At 72.4% G+C, this 21,325-nt stretch carries 10 protein-coding genes; 7 read left to right on the top strand and 3 right to left on the bottom strand.

What is annotated here, in order from left to right; all coding sequences use genetic code 11:
* Window positions 1–348 precede the first annotated feature (348 nt).
* Window positions 349–1,809 (bottom strand): serine/threonine protein kinase, encoded by a 1,461-nt coding sequence (locus tag WME90_RS26950; RefSeq protein WP_437274870.1) that lies wholly within the window; start codon window positions 1,807–1,809, stop codon window positions 349–351.
* A 320-nt stretch (window positions 1,810–2,129) separates the two neighbouring features.
* Here WME90_RS26950 and WME90_RS26945 point away from each other — a divergent pair, with 320 nt between their 5' ends.
* The 7 genes from WME90_RS26945 (at window position 2,130) to WME90_RS26915 (ending at window position 17,472) form a co-directional block, all read left to right on the top strand.
* Window positions 2,130–3,449 (top strand): flavohemoglobin expression-modulating QEGLA motif protein, encoded by a 1,320-nt coding sequence (locus WME90_RS26945; RefSeq protein WP_437274869.1) that lies wholly within the window; start codon window positions 2,130–2,132, stop codon window positions 3,447–3,449.
* Window positions 3,450–3,532: 83 nt separating this feature from the next.
* A complete protein-coding gene (locus WME90_RS26940; RefSeq protein ID WP_437274868.1) occupies window positions 3,533–4,282 on the top strand; it encodes a hypothetical protein in 750 nt (249 codons plus the stop codon).
* Between the two features lie 788 nt (window positions 4,283–5,070).
* Window positions 5,071–5,277, top strand: a complete 207-nt coding sequence (locus tag WME90_RS26935; RefSeq protein ID WP_437274867.1) for a hypothetical protein — start codon at window positions 5,071–5,073, stop codon at window positions 5,275–5,277.
* 216 nt (window positions 5,278–5,493) lie between these two features.
* Window positions 5,494–6,228 carry a ferredoxin--NADP reductase gene (locus WME90_RS26930; RefSeq protein ID WP_437274866.1) on the top strand — a complete coding sequence of 245 codons (735 nt, stop codon included), beginning with the start codon at window positions 5,494–5,496 and terminating at the stop codon, window positions 6,226–6,228.
* Window positions 6,229–6,428: 200 nt separating this feature from the next.
* Window positions 6,429–9,128: a valine--tRNA ligase gene (gene valS, locus WME90_RS26925; RefSeq protein ID WP_437274865.1), complete on the top strand. Its 2,700-nt coding sequence runs from the start codon at window positions 6,429–6,431 to the stop codon at window positions 9,126–9,128.
* 355 nt (window positions 9,129–9,483) lie between these two features.
* Window positions 9,484–13,374, top strand: a complete 3,891-nt coding sequence (locus tag WME90_RS26920; RefSeq protein WP_437274864.1) for a protein kinase domain-containing protein — start codon at window positions 9,484–9,486, stop codon at window positions 13,372–13,374.
* Window positions 13,375–13,596: 222 nt separating this feature from the next.
* Entirely contained in the window at window positions 13,597–17,472 is a 3,876-nt protein-coding gene (locus WME90_RS26915) for a protein kinase domain-containing protein (RefSeq protein ID WP_437283665.1), read from the top strand.
* Between the two features lie 227 nt (window positions 17,473–17,699).
* Here the strand turns inward: WME90_RS26915 and WME90_RS26910 are convergent, their stop codons facing one another.
* A complete protein-coding gene (locus tag WME90_RS26910) occupies window positions 17,700–19,250 on the bottom strand; it encodes an ATP-binding protein (RefSeq protein ID WP_437274863.1) in 1,551 nt (516 codons plus the stop codon).
* Window positions 19,251–19,387: 137 nt separating this feature from the next.
* A complete protein-coding gene (locus WME90_RS26905; RefSeq protein ID WP_437274862.1) occupies window positions 19,388–21,121 on the bottom strand; it encodes a protein kinase domain-containing protein in 1,734 nt (577 codons plus the stop codon).
* Window positions 21,122–21,325 lie beyond the last annotated feature (204 nt).

The following is a 21,325-nucleotide window of genomic DNA, read 5'->3' as shown; positions in this document are numbered from 1 at the left end:
TGGGATTGTCCCTGGCATGCCGAGGAGTGTACACGCACAAAGGTGCTGAGAGCGGAGGAACCGCACCGCCGTCCGAGTGAGCATCAGGCTCAATCCACCCACCGCACGGAAAAGCTGTGCAGTTCCGGGATGTTCGTAGATCTGGCCCGTGCGCGGACATCAGCCTACAAGGATGTCCACAGTGCATCGAGCTGTAGCTCGCTGGTCGCTGCCCGCACCGCCGGAACCTCCAGCCCCGCCCCGAAGGCGCGATGAGGACATCGAGGGCGGGCGATCGAAGAGCTGGGCGGCGGCGTGCTCTTCGGCGTGCCGGCACCGCACAAGGCAAGGCCGCCGCTCCTCACAGAGCTATTGCCATTGAAGCTCGGAGGGGTGGTAGGCTTTGAGGCCGTCAATCGGGATGGGCCCATCGGGGGTGCCGCTGCACACTTTGACGCCCTCGTCGTTCGTGCGTACTGGATAGGCCTGTTTCAGCTTCGACGTGACGCAAAATGGATATTTCCCGTCTTTGATGAGGAGGCGATACTTGCCATCGGAGGCGGGCCGGCGCGTCGATGGGGGGGCAGCGGTCGAGGATGGCGTGGATGGCGTGCTGGTAGTGGAAGACGTGGCCATCGTGCGAGAGCTGCCGCTCGCCTTGTCCTCTTGCGATGTCTCATCGTCCGCGCTCTCACGAGTGTCTCCGGCAGGGGCTCGCGAACGAACAACGAAGAAGACGGCGGCGAGGCAAACGGCGACGGCAAACGAGCCAATCACTGCGATCATCAAGAATGGCGAATTCGAGCTCGCTCGCGGGCTGGTGGCAGTAGATCGAGGCGGCACGGATACGACCATCGGTGCCTGCATCGCCTGGCCGAGAGCAGGAGCCGCCATCGTCGGGGCATCGACGCTGATTGGAGACGACACGTCGGCTCGGATCGACACCGGGGCTGGCGCGTGAGGGGCGGCACTGGTGCCCAAAGCTCGCTCAATGTCTTCGCGCATGGCGCGGGCCGTCCTATAGCGGCGCGATAGATCGAAAGCGAGCGCGCGATCGACGATGGCGCAGACCTCTGGGCTGACAGAGGGGGCAACGGTGCGCAGGGCCGGCGCATGCTGCGTCGCCATTTTGATGAGGAGGTCGCTTTCCGTGGATCCCTCGTGCACATGGCGTTTTGCCAGGATTCGAAACATCGTCGCGCCAACGGCGAAGACGTCGGCCCGCCCGTCGATCTGGCCACCAGTGATTTGTTCGGGCGACATGTAAGGTGTAGTCCCGAGCACCGCGCCAGTGCGTGTATGAACATTGGAGCCGCCCTGTTTCATTCGAGCGATCCCGAAGTCGAGGACCTTGACGCCGCCTGAAGAGGTCAAGAACAGATTGTCAGGCTTGATGTCTCGATGGACGATGCCGAGCCCGTGCGCGACCTCGAGCACTTCGAGCACGGTCGAGACAACGCGGAGCAGCTCGCGCTCCCCGATGCCGCCGGAGCCGCGGGCGCGCTTGCCGAGCGATTCACCATCGAGCAACTCCATCACCAGGAACGGCGAGCCATCCTCGCTCGTGTCGATGTCGAGGACATTGACGGCCGCGGGGTGACCGAGCTGGTTTACCGCGAGCGCCTCTTGCTCGAACCTGGCTCGAAGCTCCTTCGAGACCGCGATTTCCGGATGGAGGATTTTGATCGCGCAGCGCCGGCCGATCCTGTGTGTCGCCTCGTAAACCGCAGCCATCCCGCCGACGCCGATGAGCGAATCGATGCGCCATTTGCCCCGGAGGACCGCTCCGATTCGTGCTGTACAGTGTTCTAGCTGGGGATCGTCACTCATCGAGGTTCAGGCTCCAATGTATACCGGAGGCGAGGAGCTGAACAACATGCTCGGCGTGGCCACGGGGAGCGCCGGCGCACGCCCTCGCGCTTGCCTCCCCGGCACAGGCCTGCTGTCGACAACACGTTGCCGGAGGCCTCCGGGGCGCTTCGGCACGCAGCCACTGCGCACGGGCGATCTCAGCAGAGCTCGCGGGCGCTGGAGCGACAAAGCTCCGGCATCGAGTCGACCCGCGCGGCGGGCTCGACGTTCGGCCCAAGCTTGGCAAGCGCCCGCGCCGGCCGCTTCCCACGCCCGGCGGTCCGGGCGAGCATCGCTCCATGAGCATCGACCGCGCCGTGCTGGAGCAGCTCGATCGGGTCGGCGCCCGCCTCTCCGAGGGCAGGGCGCTCCGGCTGCTCGAGGACATCGCCTGGCCGCGCGAGGTCGAGGAGCGCTTCTTCGCCGCCGGCGAGGATCGCCTCCCCGAGGTCGAGCACCGCGTGGATCGCGACGGGCTCGCGCGGCGCGTCGCCGAGCTGCGCGAGCTCCTCGGATCCATCGACGGCGACGCGCCCGCGCTCGACTGGCTGCGGGACAACGTCCGCGCGCAGATCCAGGCCGCGGAGCTGCTCGAGGCGGCGGGCACCCGCGAGTTCTCCGAGCGGTCGCGCGCGCTCTACGGCGGCGCGCGCTCGCGGTTCTTCGGGGGCGAGCTCCGCAACATCGACCTCGCCGAGCACCTCACCGCGCGCCTGCGCGTCCACGGCTGGGACGAGGCCAGCGATCCCGACGAGGAGCCGCTCGACGCCGGCGCGCTCCGGGATCTGCTCGCCGCCCGCGTCGCCGCGCGGACGCCGCCGCTCGACATCGAGATCGCCCTCGACCCGCGGATCACGGCCAAGGTGGTGGCCGGCATGAGCCGCGTCCGCATCCGCCCGGAGGCCACGTTCGCGTCCTGGGAGGCCGAGGGGCTGTGGCACCACGAGGTGGAGACGCACGCGCTCACCGCGCACAACGGCGCCGCGCAGCCGCGGTGCGCGTTCCTGCGGTCCGGCGGCCCCCGCACGACGCGTACGCAGGAGGGGCTCGCCATCTTCGCCGAGCTGTACAGCCGCTCGCTCTCCATCGGCCGCCTCACCCGGCTCGCCGAGCGGGTGCGGCTCGTGGACATGGCCGAGCAGGGCGCGAGCTTCCTCGATCTCTACCGGTACCTGCGCGAGCGCGGCGCCGGGCGCCGCGACGCCTACTTCGACGCCCAGCGCGTCTGCCGCGGCGGGCTCGTCGAGGGCGGCGCGCCCTTCACGAAGGACGCCTGCTACCTGGCCGGCCTGCTCGAGGTCTACGCCTTCCTGGCCGCGGTCCTGCGCGGCGGCCTGCGCGACGAGGTGGAGCTGCTCGTCTGCGGCCGGATCGCGCTCGACGACATCGCGGTGCTGGCGGAGCTGCGCGCGGCCGGCGTGCTGGAGCGGCCGCGCTACCTGCCGGGCTGGCTGCGCGCCTGGCAGACGCTGCTGCCCTATTTCGCGTTCACCTCGTTCATGGATGGCATCGACCTCGGCCCGGTGGAGCGGCACTTCCAGGAGCTGCTCCGCGTGGCCGGCGACGCGCGGCCGGCCGGGGAGGGGAGACAGCGCCGCGACCGGCCGCGGGAGGGGTGAGCGCGCCGCGATCGCGAGCGCACGCCGGGCGAGCGGGACGCGACGGATGTCCCTGCGCGACGGTTGAGGTATGCCGCCCGCTGATGGGACGAATCCATTCCCGTGTCGCGCATCCCCCCGCGCCGCCGGCGCGCGTGTCTTCCGCGGCCGCGGTGCGCCGCCGCCTCGTCGCGTGGGCGCTCGCCCTTGCCGGCGCGGTGCTCGCGTCGAGCGCGGCCGCGCAGGCGCCGGCGGAGGGCGCGGACCGCGCGCCGCCCCCGCAACTCGCGCCCTCCGCGCCCCCTGCCGCGCCGGCCGTGGAGGGGCTCCCGCCGGAGGCGATGTGGGAGGCGACGGTCGCCGCGTACGAGGCGAGGATCGCGGCGCTCAAGTACGAGGCGGACGCCGTCCACGATTTTGTCGACTCCGAGGACGTGCGAGACGCCCAAGGGCGCCAGATCGAGCTGGAGATCGAGGCGACGAAGCGAGCGCTCCGCGACTTCGTGGAGCGGACGACCGAGCGGAACAGCACGGTCATGATGGTCTCGGGGATCGTCGTCGCGAGCCTCGGAGCAGCCGCCCTCGTCACCGGCGCCATGCTGATCACCGTGAACCACGACGAGGACGCCACGAAGCACCGTGACACGTACACGGCGGCCCTGGCGACGGCGGCCGGGGGCGTGGCCGCCGTTGGCGTCGGCCTGCCGCTCTACGTGATCGGCAAGAAGCGGGTGCTGCGGAAAGGACTCGACCCGCGCGGGCCGGCCGCCGCGCGCCTCCTCGTCGGTCCGGGCGCCGTCGCCGCGCCGTCTGGCGTCGTCCCCCTCGGCGTGGGGCTGCGCGTCGCGTTCTGAGCTGCGCCCCGGCGCGTCCGCGCGAGCTCCCGGGGCTCGTGAGCGTGAGGTGGAGAAGAAGCGGAAGCGGAATCGGAAGCAAAAGAGGACACGAACGCTCCGCGAGGACAGCGCGAGATCACCCCGCGCACAGCGCTCCTCCAGAGACGCAGAAAGTGCTGGGCGATCTCTGGCGCCAGTGCTAGCGTTGCTGTCGACGCGTCGCCCGCGTCAATCATGGACACTCCCTGCTGACACCACCGCTCCGTCACGCGGCCCCGAGGGGTGAGCGCCTGTTGCCCAGGTAGGCACGGCGCCCCTCTGCTGCCGCGCGTGAGCAGCCACGACAGCCGCCCGCGGAACCCCGCGCGAGCGTGGTCGTGCGCTCGTGAGGACGGAGCGTGGCCGACATGCGAACGAGTCCGATGCGCTGGAGGTCGCTGACCTCGCGGTCGCAGCCCCTCGCTCGCTGGCCGCTCGCGCGAAGCACCGAGCCGGATGGTCGGTGGCGCGGCGGGCCGACTCGCCATCTCTCCTGACGGCGAGGCGCTGAGGCGCCTCGCGAGGGGGCGTGTGGCGATGCGGACCGTCGTGCCCCGACGATGCGTGGAGGTGCGTCCATCGCGCGAGGGCGCCAGTCGAGCGGCCTTTGGGCGGCGCCCGGAGCCAGCGTCCGTCGCGGCATCGATCTGCCTGAAATCCGGGGTCGTACGATGAATGGAGGGTGTATGAGAGCCGGTTCTTCGAAGGGTTCGTTCAGCCTTGGTGCTCTTTCTGCTGTGATGATGAACGATCGAATGGAGGATTCTATGCAACAGCCCGCGCATCTCCCCGAGCGCACACTGGAGCTCGGCTCGGCCAAGACGCCCGAGCCGCGCCCGCCGCAGACGGGGCATGTCCCTGCGCCGAAGCCGGCGCACCGGGAGCCCCGCCCGCCGAGCAAGCTCCCCCATCAGGATCGCTCCCGGCCGGCGCTCAACATCCCGCAGCGCCGCCGCATGGGCGTGCAGCGGTAAATCCCCTGCCGGCTCCCCACGCCGGAGCGCCGGGGACGGGCGGCGGCCCGGCCGCGCGCTCCGGCGGCGCGGAGCCGGAAGGCATAGACTTCCGCGACTCCGCGCCGTCCGGCCGCGCCCTGACGGCTCCGATCATGATTGGGCCGGGGCGAGGGCTGCGGTAAGACCTCGCCACCCGCGCGGGCCAGCAGCCCTTCGTCCCGCCGACGCCCAATCATGATCCAAGCCGAACCGTTCGAAGCCCGCCTCGTCGCTGCCCGGCCTCTCAGCCCCTTCGTGCGGGAGCTCTCGTTCGAGCGCGAAGGCGGCAGGGCGTTCCAGTTCGAGGCCGGCCAGTGGGTCAACCTCGTCCTCCCGCTCCCGGGCGGCGAGGTGAAGCGCGCCTACTCGATCGCTTCTGCCCCCGATGGCTCGTCCCGCTTCGATCTGGCGGTCACCCGGGTGGAGGGCGGGACGGGCTCGGAGTACCTGCACCGGATCGAGCCCGGCGCGACGCTCCGCGCCGTCGGCCCGCACGGGCTCTTCACGCGCGATCCCGCGAGCGCTGCGCCCTCGCTGTTCGTCGCCACCGGCACCGGCGTCACGCCGCTCCGGAGCATGCTGCACGCGTCGCTGCGCGCCGGGGTGGCCGCGCACCTGTGGATCCTGTTCGGCGCGCGCTTCGAGGAGGACATCATCTACCGCGACGAGCTCGAGGCGCTCGCGCGCGGCTCGGACCGGATCCGCTACGAGATCACGCTCTCGAAGGGCGGCCCGTCCTGGTCGGGCCGCCGCGGCTACGTGCAGGCGCACGTGCCCGAGCTCTACCGGGAGCTCGCCGGGGCGAGCGGGGATCCGGCGCCGCACGTCTTCATCTGCGGCCTCGATAGGATGGTCTCGTCCGTGCGTGAGCTCGCCCGCGGCGAGCTCGGCGTCCCCCGCAAGCACGTCCACGTCGAGCGGTACGACTGAGCCGCCGCCCCGCGCGAGCGCGTCCACATCGAGCGCCGCGACAAAGCCGGCGGCCTCTCCAGGACGGAGCCGGCGATCTCTGGCGGACGCGCGGATCTCCCTCGGGTGACGCGGCGCGCCTTGAGCGTTACCCTGGGTACGACGTAGGATGCGCGCCCCCCGCGGGCGGTACCTGCGGGGTCAGTTCTGCAGGTGATCACGTGACGACCAAGAAGACGTTCCGCACCATCGATCCAGCGACGCTCCCGAAGCACTTCGACTCGCCCGTCGCCGAGCAGCGCCTGGCCGACGCGTGGGAGGCCGACGGGACGTACCGTTATGACCCCTCGCGCCCCCGCGAGGAGACCTTCGTGGTCGACACGCCTCCGCCGACCGCCTCGGGCTCGCTGCACATCGGCCACGTCTTCAGCTACACGCACACGGACGTCATCGTCCGGCAGCGCCGGATGCTCGGGTTCAACATCTTCTATCCCATGGGCTGGGACGACAACGGCCTGCCCACCGAGCGGCGCGTGCAGAACTATTTCCACGTCCGCACGGACGTGCGCACGCCGTACGAGCGCGGCCTCTCGCTGCCGCAGGCGGCGCCGGAGGCGCTCAAGAAGGAGCAGCCGCGCATCGTGTCGCGGCCGAACTTCATCGAGCTCTGCCACAAGGTCACGCGCGAGGACGAGCAGGTCTTCAAGGCGCTCTTCCGCCGGGTGGGCCTCTCGGTCGACTGGCAGTACGAGTATGCCACCATCGATGATCACTGCCGCAAGACGGCGCAGCTGTCGTTCCTGGATCTGCACGAGAAGGGCCACCTCTACTCGGTCTTCGCGCCGACGATGTGGGACGTCGATTTCCAGACGGCGGTCGCCCAGGCGGAGGTCGAGGATCGCCCGCAGTCCGGCGCGTTCCACGACATCGCGTTCGCGGTGGAGGGCACGGGCGAGCAGCTCGTCATCGCCACGACGCGCCCCGAGCTGCTCGCGGCCTGCGTGGGCGTGACGGCGCACCCCGAGGATCCGCGGTATCAGCACCTCTTCGGCAAGACGGCGATCACGCCGATCTTCCGCGCGCCGGTGCCCATCTTCCCGAGCACGCTCGTGGATCGCGAGAAGGGCACGGGCATCCTGATGGTCTGCACCTTCGGCGACGCGACGGACGTGATCTGGTGGCGGGAGCAGAAGCTCCCTCTCCGGCAGATGCTCGGCAAGAACGGCCGACTCCTCCCGGTGACGTTCGGGGAGGGAGACTGGCAGAGCCGCGATCCGGCCGCCGCGAACGCGGCGTACGCGCCGCTCCAGGGCAAGGGGGTGAAGCAGGCGCGCACGGCCGTGGTCGAGCTCCTCCGCCGCGAGGAGCACGCGGCGGCGCCCGGCACGGGCCCGGCGCTCCGGGGGGAGCCGAAGCCGATCGAGCGGGCGGTGAAGTTCTTCGAGAAGGGCGATCAGCCGCTCGAGTTCGTGCCCACGCGGCAGTGGTTCGTCCGGCTTTCCGACAAGAAGGCCGAGCTCCTCGAGTTCGGCGACAAGATCGAGTGGCACCCGGACTTCATGCGCCTCCGGTACCGCAACTGGACCGAGGGGCTCCAGGGCGACTGGTGCATCAGCCGCCAGCGGTATTTCGGCGTGCAGTTCCCCGTCTGGTATCCGCTCGACGCCGAGGGCAACCCGGATCACGGCAGGCCCCTGCTCGCGACGCGCGAGATGCTGCCGGTCGACCCGACGGTCGACGTGCCGCCCGGGTACGACGCGTCTCAGCGGGACAAGCCGGGCGGCTTCACGGCGGAGTCGGACGTGTTCGACACGTGGTTCACGAGCTCGCTCACGCCGCAGATCAGCTCGTACTGGGGGCTCGACGAGGGGCGCCACGCGCGGCTGTTCCCGGCCGATCTGCGGCCGCAGGCGCACGACATCATCAGGACGTGGGCGTTCTACACGATCGCGAAGGCGATGCTGCACGAGTCGTCGGTCCCGTGGCGTCATATCGCGATCTCGGGGTGGATCCTCGACCCCGATCGCAAGAAGATGTCGAAGAGCAAGGGCAATGTCGTGACGCCGATGCACCTGCTCGACAACTACTCGTCGGACGCGGTCCGCTACTGGTCGGCGAGCGCGCGGCTCGGCACGGACACGGCCTTTGACGAGAAGGTGCTGAAGATCGGCAAGCGCCTCGTCACGAAGATCTGGAATGCTGGCAAGTACGTGCTCAGCCAGTCCGCGGACGTGCACCCGATCTCCGAGGAGCTGGATCGGGCGCTCGTGCACAAGCTGTCGGCGGTGGTGGCGGACGCGACGCGCTCGTTCGAGGCGCAGGAGTTCGCGGCGGCGCTCGAGCGGACGGAGGATTTCTTCTGGCGCTGGTTCACCGACGCTTACCTGGAGCTCGCGAAGGCGCGGGCGCGCGGCGAGGGCGGCGCGAACGAGGCGGCGCGGGGCTCGGCGGTGGCCGCGCTGCGGCTCGGGCTCTCGGTGCTGCTGCGGCTGTTCGCGCCGGTGCTCCCGTACATCACCGACGAGGTCTGGGCCTGGGTGTACGCGGAGGAGACGGGGCAGCGGTCGATCCACCGGGCGAAGTGGCCGGCGGCAGGGGATTTCGCGGAGGTCGCGGTGCCGACCGACGCGGGGCTCCTGGATCTGGCGGCCGCGGCGATGGCGGCGGTCAACAAGCGGAAGAGCGAGCTCGGCGCGAGCGTGGGGCGCGTGGTGACGGATCTCGCGCTGGGGGCGAACGCGGCGACGCTGGCGCGGCTCGGGCCGGCGCTGGGGGACGTGCTCGCGGCGGTGCGGGCAGGCAAGCACGAGCTCGTGGAGCGGGCGGAGCTCGCGGACGGCGAGGTCGTGGTGGTGCGCTGCGAGGTGGAAGCGGCGGCGGCTGCTGCCGGGGCGGGGGAGGCGGCGGCGGCGACGGAGTAGCACGGTATCGAGATGGGCCCGGCCCTCGTGGAGGGAGCGCGCCGCGCGGCGCGCACACGGGCTGAACTCGCCTGAGACGTCCTGTGCCCGTCGCGCTGCGCGCGCCGGACACAGGACGTGAAATCGGCTCAGACAACAGCCCGTGTGCGCGCCGAGCGGCGCGCTCCCTCCACGAGGGCCTACGGCTTTGCTGTGGAGACGAGAGGGCGCCGCGGCGTGTCAGGGCATGTGGGCCCCGCGGGGCATCGAGGGGAATCCGACGCGGATGGTAATCGACGTGCGGCTGTGGTGAGCTGCGTCGGTCGCGCGCGGGAAGTAGGCATCCAGGGGCTCGCGCGATACCTGAAGAAGGGCGATGCGCGCTTCGGACGTCGTCGAGGATCGGTTCGAGATCGAGCGGCTCGCCGGCTCCGGCGGGATGGGGGACGTCTATCGGGCGCGCGACCGGCGGTCGGGGGAGACTGTCGCACTCAAGGTGATGCAGGGCGCGAATGTGCGCGACCTGAGCCGGTTCTCGCGGGAAGCCGAAGCGCTCGTCACTCTCCGGCTGCCAGGGGTCGTGCAGTATGTGGCGCACGGAATGACCGCCACAGGGCAGCCCTATCTGGCCATGGAGTGGCTCGATGGGACCACCCTGGACGCGAGGCTCGCTCAAGGACCGCTCTCGATCGCCGAGAGCGTGATCCTGGTTGCACGGGTGGCGGAAACGCTCGGCGCGGTCCACAGGCTCGGGATCGTCCACCGGGACCTGAAGCCGAGCAACCTGATGCTTGTGGGCGGCGCGGTGGAGCGCGTCACGCTGCTCGACTTCGGCATCGCGCGCGATACCCGGCTCGCGCGCCGCCTGACCGTGCCCGGCGCGATCCTGGGCACGCCCGGGTACATGGCGCCCGAGCAGACGCGAGGCGAGCCGTCCATCGATGCCCGAGCGGACGTGTTCGCGCTCGGCTGCATGCTGTTCGAGTGCCTCACGGGGCGCCCGCCGTTCCTGGGCGCGAACGCGCTGTCGCTCCTCATGAAGGTCGTCCTGGAAGAGCCGCCGCGGCTCGGGGAGCTCCGGAGCGACGTCCCCGAGCCGATCGAGCGCCTCGTGGCCAGGATGCTGTCGAAAGAAGCGGGGCACCGGCCGCGCGACGGCGCCGCCGTCGCCGAGGAGCTCTCGGCCCTGGCGCACGCAGGGCTCCCCGCCGGAAGAAGCGTGACCGCCGTGCCGCCCGCGCCCGGCGCGGAGATCACGATGTCGGAGCGGCGGGTCATGTGCGTCATCCTCGCCGCCGACGGCCGCATGGAGGCCGACACGTCCACGGAGACCGAGGTCGGATCCGGAACGGAGCCGGCGCGTCCGGACCCGGAAGCGCTGCGCCGGATCGCGGCGCGCCACGGCGGGCGCGTCGAGCTCCTGCGATCGCAATGGCTGCTCATCGCGCTGTCCGGCGCCGAGCCCCCGACCGATCTCGCGGCCCGCGCGGCCCATTGCGCGCTCGCCCTGCGGGAGAAGCTCGGGGATGTGCCCATGTCGATCGCCACGGGCCTGGCGGAGATCGCGGGGCGGCTGCCGGTCGGCGCGCTGATCGATCGCGTCGTGCAGCTCTCCCCGCAGGGCTGCCGGGCGCCGGGGTCGAGCATCCAGCTCGACAGCGCGACGGCGGTCCTGATCGCCGGCCGCTTCGACACCACGCAGGAGCCCGACGGGTGCTGGCTCCGCGGCCCCAGGGAGGAGCCGGTCGCCGTCCCCAGGCTCCTCGGGAAGCCGACGCCGTGCGTGGGGCGCGAGCGAGAGCTCTCGCAGCTCTCGACCGAGTGGCGCCACTGCGTGGACGAGCCCGAAGCGAGCGCCGTGGTCGTCGTGGGCGCCCCGGGCCTCGGCAAATCTCGCCTCGGCTGGGAGTTCCTCCGCGCCCTCAAGGAGCGGAGCGAGGCCGCCGAGATCTGGATCGGCAGGGCCGACCCCCTGGCCGCCGGCTCCGCGTTCGGCCTGCTCGCCCGGGCGCTCCGCCGCGCCATGGGGCTGCTCGACGGCGAGCCGCTGGAGGTGCGGCGGAGCAAGGTGCTGGCCCGGGTCCGGCAGCTCGACGGGCTCGGGGGAGGGGGGCCGCACGTCGCGGCGTTCCTCGGCGAGCTGGTGGGGGCGCCCTTCCCCGACGAGGGAGACGTGCAGCTCCAGGCGGCACGGCAGAACCCGGTGCTGATGGGCGATCGCCTCCGTCAGGCGTTCAAGGATTTCGTGAAGGCCGAGTGCCAGCGGAGGCCGGTGCTGCTCGTGCTGGAGGATCTGCACTGGGGCGACCTGCCCACGGTGCGCCTGATCGACGCGGCGCTGCGGCACGCAGCGGAGCTGCCCTTCTTCGTGCTCGCGCTCGCCCGCCCGGAGGTCGACGAGCTGTTCCCCTCGCTCTGGGGCCAGCGGATCGGGCTGCGGCTCCGGCTCGCGCCGCTGCCGCGGCGGGCGAGCGAGCGGCTGGTGCGGGAGGTGCTCGGCGACGGCGTGAGCGCGGCGCAGGTGGACGAGCTCATCGCGCGCGCCGACGGCAATGCGTTCGTGCTCGAGGAGCAGATCCGCGCGGTCGCCGAGGGCAGGAGCGAGGGCATGCCGGAGACGGCGCTCGCGATGGTGCAGGCGCGGCTCGAGGCGCTCGGGATCGAGGAGCGCCGCGTGCTGCGCGCGGCGAGCGTCTTCGGCGAGACCTTCTGGGAAGGCGGGATCGCGGCCCTCGTCGGCGGCGCGCAGGTCGCGCCGTGGCTCGCCGAGCTCGCGCGGCGGGAGCTCGTCCTGCGGCGCGACGAGGCGCGCATCGCGGGGGAGCTGGAGTACGAGTTCCGGCACGCCCTCGTGCGGGAGGCCGCCTACGGCATGCTCACGGAGCGCGACCGCCGCGTCGGGCACGCGCTCGCGGGCGACTGGCTGGACCGGGTCGGCGGCGCGGACGCGATCGCGCTGGCCGAACATTTCGAGCTCGGCGGCGCGCCGGCGCGAGCCGCGGAGGCGTACCTGCGCGCGGCCGAGGAGGCGCTCCGCGGCGGCGATCTCGGCGCGGCGATCGAGCGGGCCGACCGGGGTATCGGCTGCGGCGCGGCCGAAGACACCGCCGGCCGGCTCCGCCGGGTCCAGGCCGAGGCCTGCGTCTGGCGCGGCGATCTCTCCCTCGCCATGGAGCGAGGCACGGAGGCGATCTCGCGGATAACGCGCGGATCGAACGCGTGGTTCTCGGCCATCACCGAGGTCGTGCTCGTCGCGTCCAAGCTGGGCCGGCTCGATGAGGTCGGGCGCTGGACGGCCATGGCGGCGGACACGGCTGCTCCGGACGACCCTGCCGTCAAGCTCATCTGTCTTGCCGAGTGCGCGATCGTGCTGACATTGAACGGGCGCTATGCGGAAGGCGGCGCTCTCGTCGAGGCCGTCGAGCGCGCGCTCGCGGGCCTCAAGGCGCGCGACCTGGAGGTGGTCGCGCGGCTCCACCTGGCGCGGTCTTGCCAGGCCATCCGCGCTGGCGATCTGGGGGCCGGCGCGGATCACATGAAGGCCGCGGTCGCCGCCTTCGAGGCGGCCGGAGATCGGCGCGGGGCCAGCAGCGAACGCGGGAACCTCGGGTTCATCCACGCGGAGCTCGGGGACTTCGAGACGGCTGAATCGGCGCTGCGCGAAGCGCTCGCGGAGGTCGACCGGATGGAGCTGCACGACGCCAGGCTCTCGATCCTGGCGAACCTCGCCGAGGTGGTCGCGACGCGCGGCGACCTGGCCGCCGCGCAATCGATGGCCGAGGCGGCCCTCTCGTCGAGTCATCAGCTGGGGGTCCTGCGCGTGGAGCTGCAGGCTCGTTATTGCCTCGCGAGGATTGGCCTCCCCGCCGGAGACCTCGGCATCGCCGAGCGCGAAGCGCGCGGCGCCGTGGCGCTCTCCGATGGCGTGCAGCCGTTCGGCCCCATCACCGCTGCTGTCCTCGCGCGCACCCTGCTCGCGCTGGGGCGCGTCGACGAAGCGATCCAGGCCGCCGCCAGGGCGAGCGCCATGCTGGCGGAGTTCGGCGCCGTGGAAGAAGGCGAGTCGCTCGTCCGCCTCACCTATGCCGAAGCGCTCGCCGCGAGCGGCAGGCACGCGGAGGCTGCCGACGCGATCGCGTCAGCCAGGACGGCGCTGCTCGCGCGCGCCGAGAAGCTCAGCGACCCGACCTGGCGTGAGCGGTTCCTCCACGACGTTCCGGACAACGCCCGCACGCTCGAGCTCGCGCGGCAATGGCTCGGCAGCTGAGCGATCGGGGGCTGGCCGAGGCGGATCGCTCCCTCCGCGAGGGCCGACGGCCGTGCTGAAGGACGAGAGAACGTCGCGGCATCCCGGCGCGCGTGGACCGCGGGGATCGACAGGAATCCGACGCTCGGATGACGCAAATCACCTGGCTTTTGCGGTGACCTGGGCCGATCGCGCGCGAGGGTGAGGCACCGTGGGGCTCGCGTGAACTACATTGCGGTCGCGATGCGCGCAGCGGACGTCGTCCAGGATCGGTTCGAGATCGAGCGGTTCGCCGGCTCCGGCGGGATGGGGGACGTCTACCGAGCGCGGGACCGGCGGTCGGGGGAGGCGGTGGCGCTCAAGGTGCTTCAGAGCGCGAGCGCGGCCGATCTGCGCCGGTTCGCGCGGGAAGCGGAGTCGCTCGTCGCGCTGCGGCTGCCAGGGGTCGTCCAGTACGTGGCGCACGGGACGACCGGCGCGGGTCAGCCGTACCTGGCGATGGAGTGGCTCGAAGGCGTCACGCTGGACCAGAGGCTCGCTCGCGGGCCGCTCTCCATCGCGGAGGGCGTGACGCTCGCGGCGCGGGTGGCGACGACGCTCGGGGCGGTGCACAGGCTCGGGATCGTCCACCGGGACCTGAAGCCGAGCAACCTGATGCTCGTGGGCGGCGCGGTGGAGCGGGCCACGCTGCTGGACTTCGGCATCGCGCGCGACATCGGGCTCACGCGGAGCCTGACGGCGCCGGGGGCGATCCTGGGCACGCCCGGGTACATGGCCCCCGAGCAGGCGTGCGGCGATCCGTCGGTCGACGCCCGCGCGGATGTGTTCGCGCTCGGGTGCGTGCTGTTCGAGTGCCTGGCGGGGCGCCCGACATTCGTGGGCGACAAGGCGCTCGCGCTGCTCGTGAAGGTGGTGCTGGAAGAGCCGCCGCGGCTCGGGGAGCTGCGCGGCGGTATCCCTGGGCCGCTCGAGCGCCTCGTGGCCAGGATGCTGTCCAAGAAGGCTCTCGAGCGGCCGCGCAATGGCGCCGTCGTCGCGGCGGAGCTCGCCGCCTTGGCCGGCGAGGCGCTCGCTGCAGGGAGGAGCGCGGTCGCGGCGCCGCGCGCGCCGGACGGGGAGATCACGACGGCGGAGCGGCGGGTGATGTGCGTCATCCTGGCCGAGAGCGGCAGCGAGGGGACGGACGCGATGCTGCCTGCGGCCGAGGGCGTCGCGCAGGCACAGGCGCTGCGGGACATCGCGGCGCGCCACGGCGGGAGCCTCGATTTCCTGCAATCGAAGTGGCTGCTCATCGCGCTGTCGGGCGCCGAGTCGCCGACGGACCTCGCGGTGCGAGCGGCCCATTGCGCGCTCGCGCTCCGGACGGTGCTCGGCGGCGCGCCCATGGCCGTCGCGACGGGGCTGGCGGAGACCGAGGGGAGGCTGCCTGTGGGCGAGCTCGTCGATCGCGTGGCGCAGCTCATCGTCGGTCGTGACGGACCGCCGCCGGCGGGTATCCGGCTCGACGACGCGACGGCGAGCCTGCTGGCGAGCCGCTTCGACACGGCGCGGGGGCCGGACGGATGCTGGCTTCGCAGCCCCAAGGCGGAGCCTGACACCGTCCCGAGGCTGCTCGGGAAGCCGACGCCGTGTGTGGGGCGGGAGCGCGAGCTCTCTCAGCTCTCGACGGAGTGGCGCCATTGCGTGGACGAGCCGTCCGCGAGCGCGGTGGTGGTCGTGGGCGCCGCGGGCGTGGGCAAGTCGCGCCTCGCCTGGGAGTTCCTCCGCTCCGTCAAGGAGCAGGGCGATGGCGCCGAGATCTGGATCGGCAGGGCCGATCCGATGGCGGCCGGCTCGGCCTTCGGCCTGCTCTCCCAGGCGCTGCGCCGCGCCATGGGTATCCTCGACGGCGAGCCGCTGGAGGTGCGGCGGCGCAAGGTGCTCGACCGGGTGGGGCAGCTCGATGGGCTCCGGGCCAAGGGGCCGCACGTCGCGGCGTTCCTCGGCGAGCTGGTGGGGGCGCCGTTCCCCGACGAGGGCGACGTGCAGCTCCAGGCGGCACGGCAGAACCCGGTGCTGATGGGCGATCGCATCCGCGAGGTGTTCGAGGACTTCGTGAAGGCCGAGTGCCAGCGGCGGCCGGTGCTGCTGGTGCTGGAGGACTTGCACTGGGGCGACCTGCCGACGGTGCGGCTGATCGACGCTGCGCTGCAGCACGCGAGGGACCTGCCGCTGCTGGTGCTGGCGCTGGCGCGCCCCGAGGTGGACGAGCTGTTCCCCGAGCTCTGGGGCCAGCGGATCGGGCTGCAGCTGCGCCTGTCGCCGCTGCCGCGGCGGGCGAGCGAGCGGCTCGTGCGGCAGGTGCTCGGCGACGGGGTGAGCGGGGCGCAGGTGGACGAGCTGCTGGCGCGCGCCGAGGGCAACGCGTTCGTGCTGGAGGAGCAGATCCGGGCGGTGGCCGAGGGCCGTGGCGAGGGCATGCCGGAGACGGCGCTGGCGATGGTGCAGGCGCGGCTGGAGGCGCTGGGCGTGGAGGAGCGGCGGGTGCTGCGCGCGGCGAGCGTGTTCGGCGAGACGTCCTGGAAGGGGGCGATGGCGGCGCTGGTGGGCGGGGCGCAGGTCGAGCAGCCGCTCGCGGAGCTGGAGCAGCGCGAGCTGCTGGTGCGACGGCGCGAGGCGCGGATCGCGGGCGAGGTGGAGTACCAGTTCCGTCACGCGCTGGTGCGGGAGGCGGCGTACGGCATGCTCACGGAGCGCGACCGCCGCGTCGGCCACGGCCTCGCGGGCGACTGGCTGGAGCGGACCGGCGGCGCGGACGCGATGGTGCTGGCGGAGCACTTCGAGATCGGCGGCGCGCCGGCGCGGGCGGCGGAGGCGTACCTGCGGGCGGCCGAGGGGGCGCTCCGGGGCGGCGATCTCGACGCGGCGATCGCGCGGGCGGACCGGGGCATCGGCTGCGGCGCGGCCGGGGACACCGCCGGAAGGCTCCGGGGGGTCCAGGCGGAGGCCCATGTGTGGCGAGGCGATCTCGCGCTCTCCGTGGAGCGGGGGAGCGAGGCGCTGCGCCTCGTGGAGCGCGGCTCGACCGCGTGGTTCTCGGCCATCACCCCGATGGCGGCGGCCGCGTCCAAGCTGGGGCGGCTGGATGAGCTCGCGCGCTGGTTGACCGAGGCGGTGGACGTGGCTGCTCCAGACGACGCGCAGAGCGCGAAGCTCCGCTGCCTGTCCATGGGGGCGGCCGTGCTGTCGATGGGGGGACGGTATGCCGAAGGCGCCGCGCTGCTCGACGCTGTCCAGCGTGCCATTGGGGACGTGGGGGCGCCCGATCTCGAGGCGGTCGCGCACCTCCATCAGGCGCGCTCGGCGCACGCGATCTGCACCGGCGACATGGGGGCCGGCGCTACCAGCCTGGAGGCTGCGTTGCTCGCGTTCGAGCAAGCCGGCGATCACCGCAACGCGTGCAGCAACCGGTCGAGCCTGGGCTCCGTGTGTACGGAGCTCGGTGACTTCGAGAAGGCGCAATCGATGCTGCGGACAGCCGTGGAGGAGGCCGACCGGATGCGCCTGGACGAGCTGAAGTTCGGCGCGCAGGCCAACCTCGCGCACGCCCTCGGGTACTGCGGCCGGCTCGCCGAAGGGCGGGCGCTCGCCGAGGCGGCGACCGTGTCGAGCCAGGGAGCGGGCCAGGTGCGCACGGAGCTCTTCGCTCGCTGCTACCTCGCGAAGATCGCCCTCGCCATGGACGACCACAGGGCCGCCGAGCGCGAGGCGCGCGCCGCGATCGCCCTCTTCGAGAGCGCGCCGACGCTCGGCGTGCAGGCCTTCTCCATCCTCGCGCGCACGCTGCTCGCGCTCGGGCGCACCGACGAGGCGGTGCGCGCTGCCACCGAGGCGAGCGCGCGGCTTTCGGAGTTCGGCACCGTGGAAGAGGGCGAGTCGCTCGTCCGCCTGACGTATGCCGAGGCGCTCGCCGCGAGCGGCAGGCGCGCCGAGGCCGAGGTCGCGATCCGGTCGGCCAAGGCGGCGCTGCTCGCGCGCGCCGAGAAGCTCAGCGACCCGACGTGGCGCGAGCGCTTCCTCCGGGACGCTCCGGACAACGCCCGCACGATCGAGCTGGCGCGGGACTGGCTCGGCGGCTGAGCCGCTCTGTGCTCGGCAGCGAGGTCCGCACCGGGGGGCCCGGGTGATGACCGCGCGGCCATCTGGACAGGCGCGGGGGGCATCTGGACACGCCCGGGGGCCATCTGGACATCCTCGGGGCCATCTGGACAGGCGCGGGGGCCATCTGGACATGCCAGGGAGCCATCAGGACACGCCGGTGCCCATCAGGACACGCCGGTGCCCATCAGGACACGGCACGAGCGCGCTCAGGCGCGAATGACGACGACCTCGCGGCCGGCAGGGGTCAGCGCGTGCTCGCGGCGGGTGCGCTCGGCGATGGGGGGCTGTCCCGCGCGCTGATCGAAGAGGATGAGCCATCCGCGCTGGAGCCCCAGCCCGGCGAGGTACTCGTCGAGCTGAGCGAGCCCCTCGGCGAGGGGATCCGGCCGGCCGTCTCGCCAGACCTTGAGCTCGATGGCGAGCGTCTCGCCGGCATAACGAACGCACAGATCCATCCTGCCCCGGCCGATGGCGTACTCGCGCTCGATGGTGCCGCCGCCGTTCACCACGCGGTGGAGGAAGGCCATGACAACGAGGTGCGGTGCGATCTCGTGGTAGGCCGCGGCGCCGAGGAGCGGCTCGCCGTGCTGGCGCCAGAAGGCGAGGAAGGCGTCGAGCAGGCGGTCCGCGTCGAGGCGGCCGTCCTGCGTGAGCCACGTGGCCTTGATCTGGGGGAGCGAGGCGCGGATCGGGAACGCGAGCTCGCGGACGACGATCTCGCGGTAGATGGGGTTGGCGATGTCGAGTCCGCCCTCCGCGGTCATGCGCACGAGGCCCAGGTCGATGGCGAAGCGAAGGTCGTCGGGGGGCACGCTGGGCAACGCGGTGCCGGCGAGCATCGGCTCGATCACGGCGCGGATGCGCGGCTCGCGCAGGCGATCCACCAGGCTGTCGAGGTGCGTGTCCTGCCGCTCGACGAGGATCTCCTTGGCGCGATCGACGTCCGCAGGCGTGATGGGTTGCGCGCGATCCTTGACGAGGACCTCGACGAGCTGGCGGGCGAGCGCGTTGACGAGCCACGGCTGGCCCTGGGTGAGCTCGAACGCGCGGTCCACGGCGTCCGGCTGGAAGACCTGCCCGGTGTCGGTCGTGTGCTGTCCGTAGAGCGCCGCGACCTCGTCGCGGGTGAAGTTGCGCAGCGTGAGCGACTCGACCTTGATGTTGAACGGGCTCGCTGTGCCGAGCCTGTCGCTGCCGCCGGAAGCGACCTTGTAGTCGCGCACGTCGCGCAGGCCGACGAGGGCGAGCGCATGCGGGAAACCGTGTGGACGGCTCGCATACCCGCTGCGGATCTGGCGCAGCATCGAGATGAGCGCCGCGTCGCGCAGCGCGTCGGCCTCATCGAGGAACACGACGAGCGGGCGCGGCGCGGCCTCGGCCCAGGAGCCCAGGGCAGCCCCGATACGCTGCCCAGGGGGCGCTTCGGGGAAGGGGGGCGGCCGGAGTGCGGCGGGGAGCTGCCAGTCGGCAAAGCGGCGCCACTCGGCGAGCATCGCGAGCTCGGCTGCGCCGGGGTCGTCGGGAAAGGGGGCGCCAACCTCCGCCGAGACGAGGACCGCCACGTAGCGCCCCTCGGCCGTGAGATCCCGGGCGACCGCGAGCAGCGAGGTCGTCTTGCCGATCTGCCGCGGCGCGTGCAGGACGAAGTAGGCCTTGCGATCGATGAGATCGCGCACCGCGGGCAAGCGCTCCTCCGCCGGGAGCATGTAGTGATCGGCCGGGTTGCAGGGGCCTGCGGTGTTGAACCAGCGGGGCATCGCGGCGGTGAGCCTAAGGGCGGCGGCGCCGGGTGACCAGCGCAGCGATGACGGCGGTGCTCGCCCGGCGGCGGCGCACCTGGCGCCCCCCGCGTGTCGCGCGCGCTCATCTGCCTGCTACGGCGGGCGAACGCCGCCTACGCAGCGTCGGCGTCGGCGCGCAGCCGGAGCGTCACGAGCCCGCTCATCACGGCCATCCCGATATGCACGAGCGCGACCTGGTCCGGAAAGACGACGCACCCGATCGCCCCCGCGACGAGCGCCAGGGCGAGCTCGATGAACCGCTGCGCGAACACCACCGCCGCGAATACACACGTGAGCGCGCACATGACGAAGCACAGCGCCGTCACGGTCGCGACCGGGATCCCGGCGGCGAGCCCGATGAGCGTGGCGCCGAGGCAGGCCACCATGTCCGCCGTGATCACCACGGCGTATTGCCTGCCGACACGGTTGGCGAGCAGGCGCCGCCGGCCGAGCGCCAGCGCCGAGAGGAAGACCACGATGACGAGGGCCTGCGCCCACGCCACGTTGCGGAGGGTGAAGAGCGCGACGCCCCGCCCCTCCAGCGCAAGCACCAGGACGCCTGCGACGGCGAGGCTCGCGACGAGCCCGAACTGGACGACCACCCGCTGCCGCAAGGAGATGGCGAAGCTCCCCTCGTGACGGAGCCGGGTGAGGTCCGCCCGGGCGCGCGCCTCCGCCTCGATCTCGCGCCCCAGCGCCTCGAGCTGCGCCTCGAGATCCGCGCGCCTCTCCGGCGGCATCTCTGCGAGCAACGCGCCGGCCGCGGCGGGATTGCGGCGCGCCACCTCCAGGGCGAACGCACGCTCGAGGTACGCCGTCATGCCGGCGCGGGCCGCGGCGTTCTCGGGCCAGGCACGGAGCGCCTGCTGGAAGCCGAACCGGCACTCGGCCGATAGCCTGTGCGCCTCCTCGTCACACCCAGCGGCCACGGCCGCGTCCAGCTCGTCCAGCCGCCGCGACGCCTCCTCGCCGAGCTCCACCGAGCCCCGGTGGCGGAGGAAATCCGTCAGCGCATCGCGCACCTCGAGCGCGCTCGCGAAGCGCGCTCCAGGGTCGGCGCTCGTGGCGCGGTTGCAGATCGCCCCGAGCTCCCATGGCACCGACGCCTCGTACTCCACCGGCGCCGACTCGTGCGCCGCGCGCAGCACGTCGCGGATCGTCCTCCCCTCGTGGCGCGGCCTGCCGGTGAGCGCCTCGTGCAAGCTCGCGCCGAGCAGGTACACGTCGGTCCACGGGCCCACCGATTCCCTGCCGTCGAGCATCTCCGGCGCGAGGTACGCCGGCGTGCCGACGAGCGCCGTGGAGGCCACGTCCTCGGGGGAATCGAGGCGCAGCGCGATCCCCCAGTCGAGCAGGTACACCTCGCCGAAGGCGCCGATCATCACGTTGTCCGGCTTGACGTCGCGGTGGACCACCCTGCGGCTATGGGCGAAGTGCACCGCATTGCACACCTGCTGGAGGATCTCGACATGCCGCCCGATCCGGTCGTGCCGCGCGCTCTGCCACGCCGGGTGCTCCGGATCGTGGATCAGCGCCCGCCACGCGACGCCCTCGACGCGCTTCATAACCAGCACGGGCTGTCCGGCGTCGTTGAGGGCCAGCGCATGCACGGGCACGATGTTGGGGTGCTCCAGCGCCCCGGTGATGCGCGCCTCTCGCAGCAGCGACGCGGCGGCCGCGGCGTCCGTCTCGGCGGGCAGCGACTTGATGGCCACGTCGCGCTCCAGCGAGCGCTGCCGCGCGAGCTCCACGCGCCCCATTCCTCCCTCGCCGAGGGTGCGCAACCGGACCAGGTCGGCCTCCCCCGGCGCTCCGGCGTCGCGCGCCACGACCACGGTGGGCAGCATTTGCGTCTCGTCACGCGTCGGGGCGACCAACGTTCGAGCGAGCACCCTGGGGGGGCCGCCGGCAGGTAAGGGACTGCGGATCGTCCCGTCCGGCGCGGTGATGGTGTCGCCGAGCGCCTCCGCGGCCGTCTCCCAGATCGGGGGCACGGATCCGTTCGAGGGAGCGGGGCGCTTCATTCCCCCCTTCTTGTACTACAGTCGTAC

This window comes from Sorangium sp. So ce375 (assembly GCF_051473855.1).
GTDB lineage: Bacteria > Myxococcota_A > Polyangia > Polyangiales > Polyangiaceae > Sorangium.
This window is presented reverse-complemented; position numbering and strand designations above follow the sequence as displayed.

What these genes read in the sequence shown, in the direction of transcription:
- WME90_RS26950 (WP_437274870.1), bottom strand. Translation starts at nt 1,809, where the DNA reads ATGAGTGACGATCCCCAGCTAGAACACTGTACAGCACGAATCGGAGCG.
- WME90_RS26945 (WP_437274869.1), top strand. Translation starts at nt 2,130, where the DNA reads ATGAGCATCGACCGCGCCGTGCTGGAGCAGCTCGATCGGGTCGGCGCC.
- WME90_RS26940 (WP_437274868.1), top strand. Translation starts at nt 3,533, where the DNA reads ATGGGACGAATCCATTCCCGTGTCGCGCATCCCCCCGCGCCGCCGGCG.
- WME90_RS26935 (WP_437274867.1), top strand. Translation starts at nt 5,071, where the DNA reads ATGCAACAGCCCGCGCATCTCCCCGAGCGCACACTGGAGCTCGGCTCG.
- WME90_RS26930 (WP_437274866.1), top strand. Translation starts at nt 5,494, where the DNA reads ATGATCCAAGCCGAACCGTTCGAAGCCCGCCTCGTCGCTGCCCGGCCT.
- WME90_RS26920 (WP_437274864.1), top strand. Translation starts at nt 9,484, where the DNA reads ATGCGCGCTTCGGACGTCGTCGAGGATCGGTTCGAGATCGAGCGGCTC.
- WME90_RS26915 (WP_437283665.1), top strand. Translation starts at nt 13,597, where the DNA reads ATGCGCGCAGCGGACGTCGTCCAGGATCGGTTCGAGATCGAGCGGTTC.
- WME90_RS26910 (WP_437274863.1), bottom strand. Translation starts at nt 19,250, where the DNA reads ATGCCCCGCTGGTTCAACACCGCAGGCCCCTGCAACCCGGCCGATCAC.
- WME90_RS26905 (WP_437274862.1), bottom strand. Translation starts at nt 21,121, where the DNA reads ATGCTGCCCACCGTGGTCGTGGCGCGCGACGCCGGAGCGCCGGGGGAG.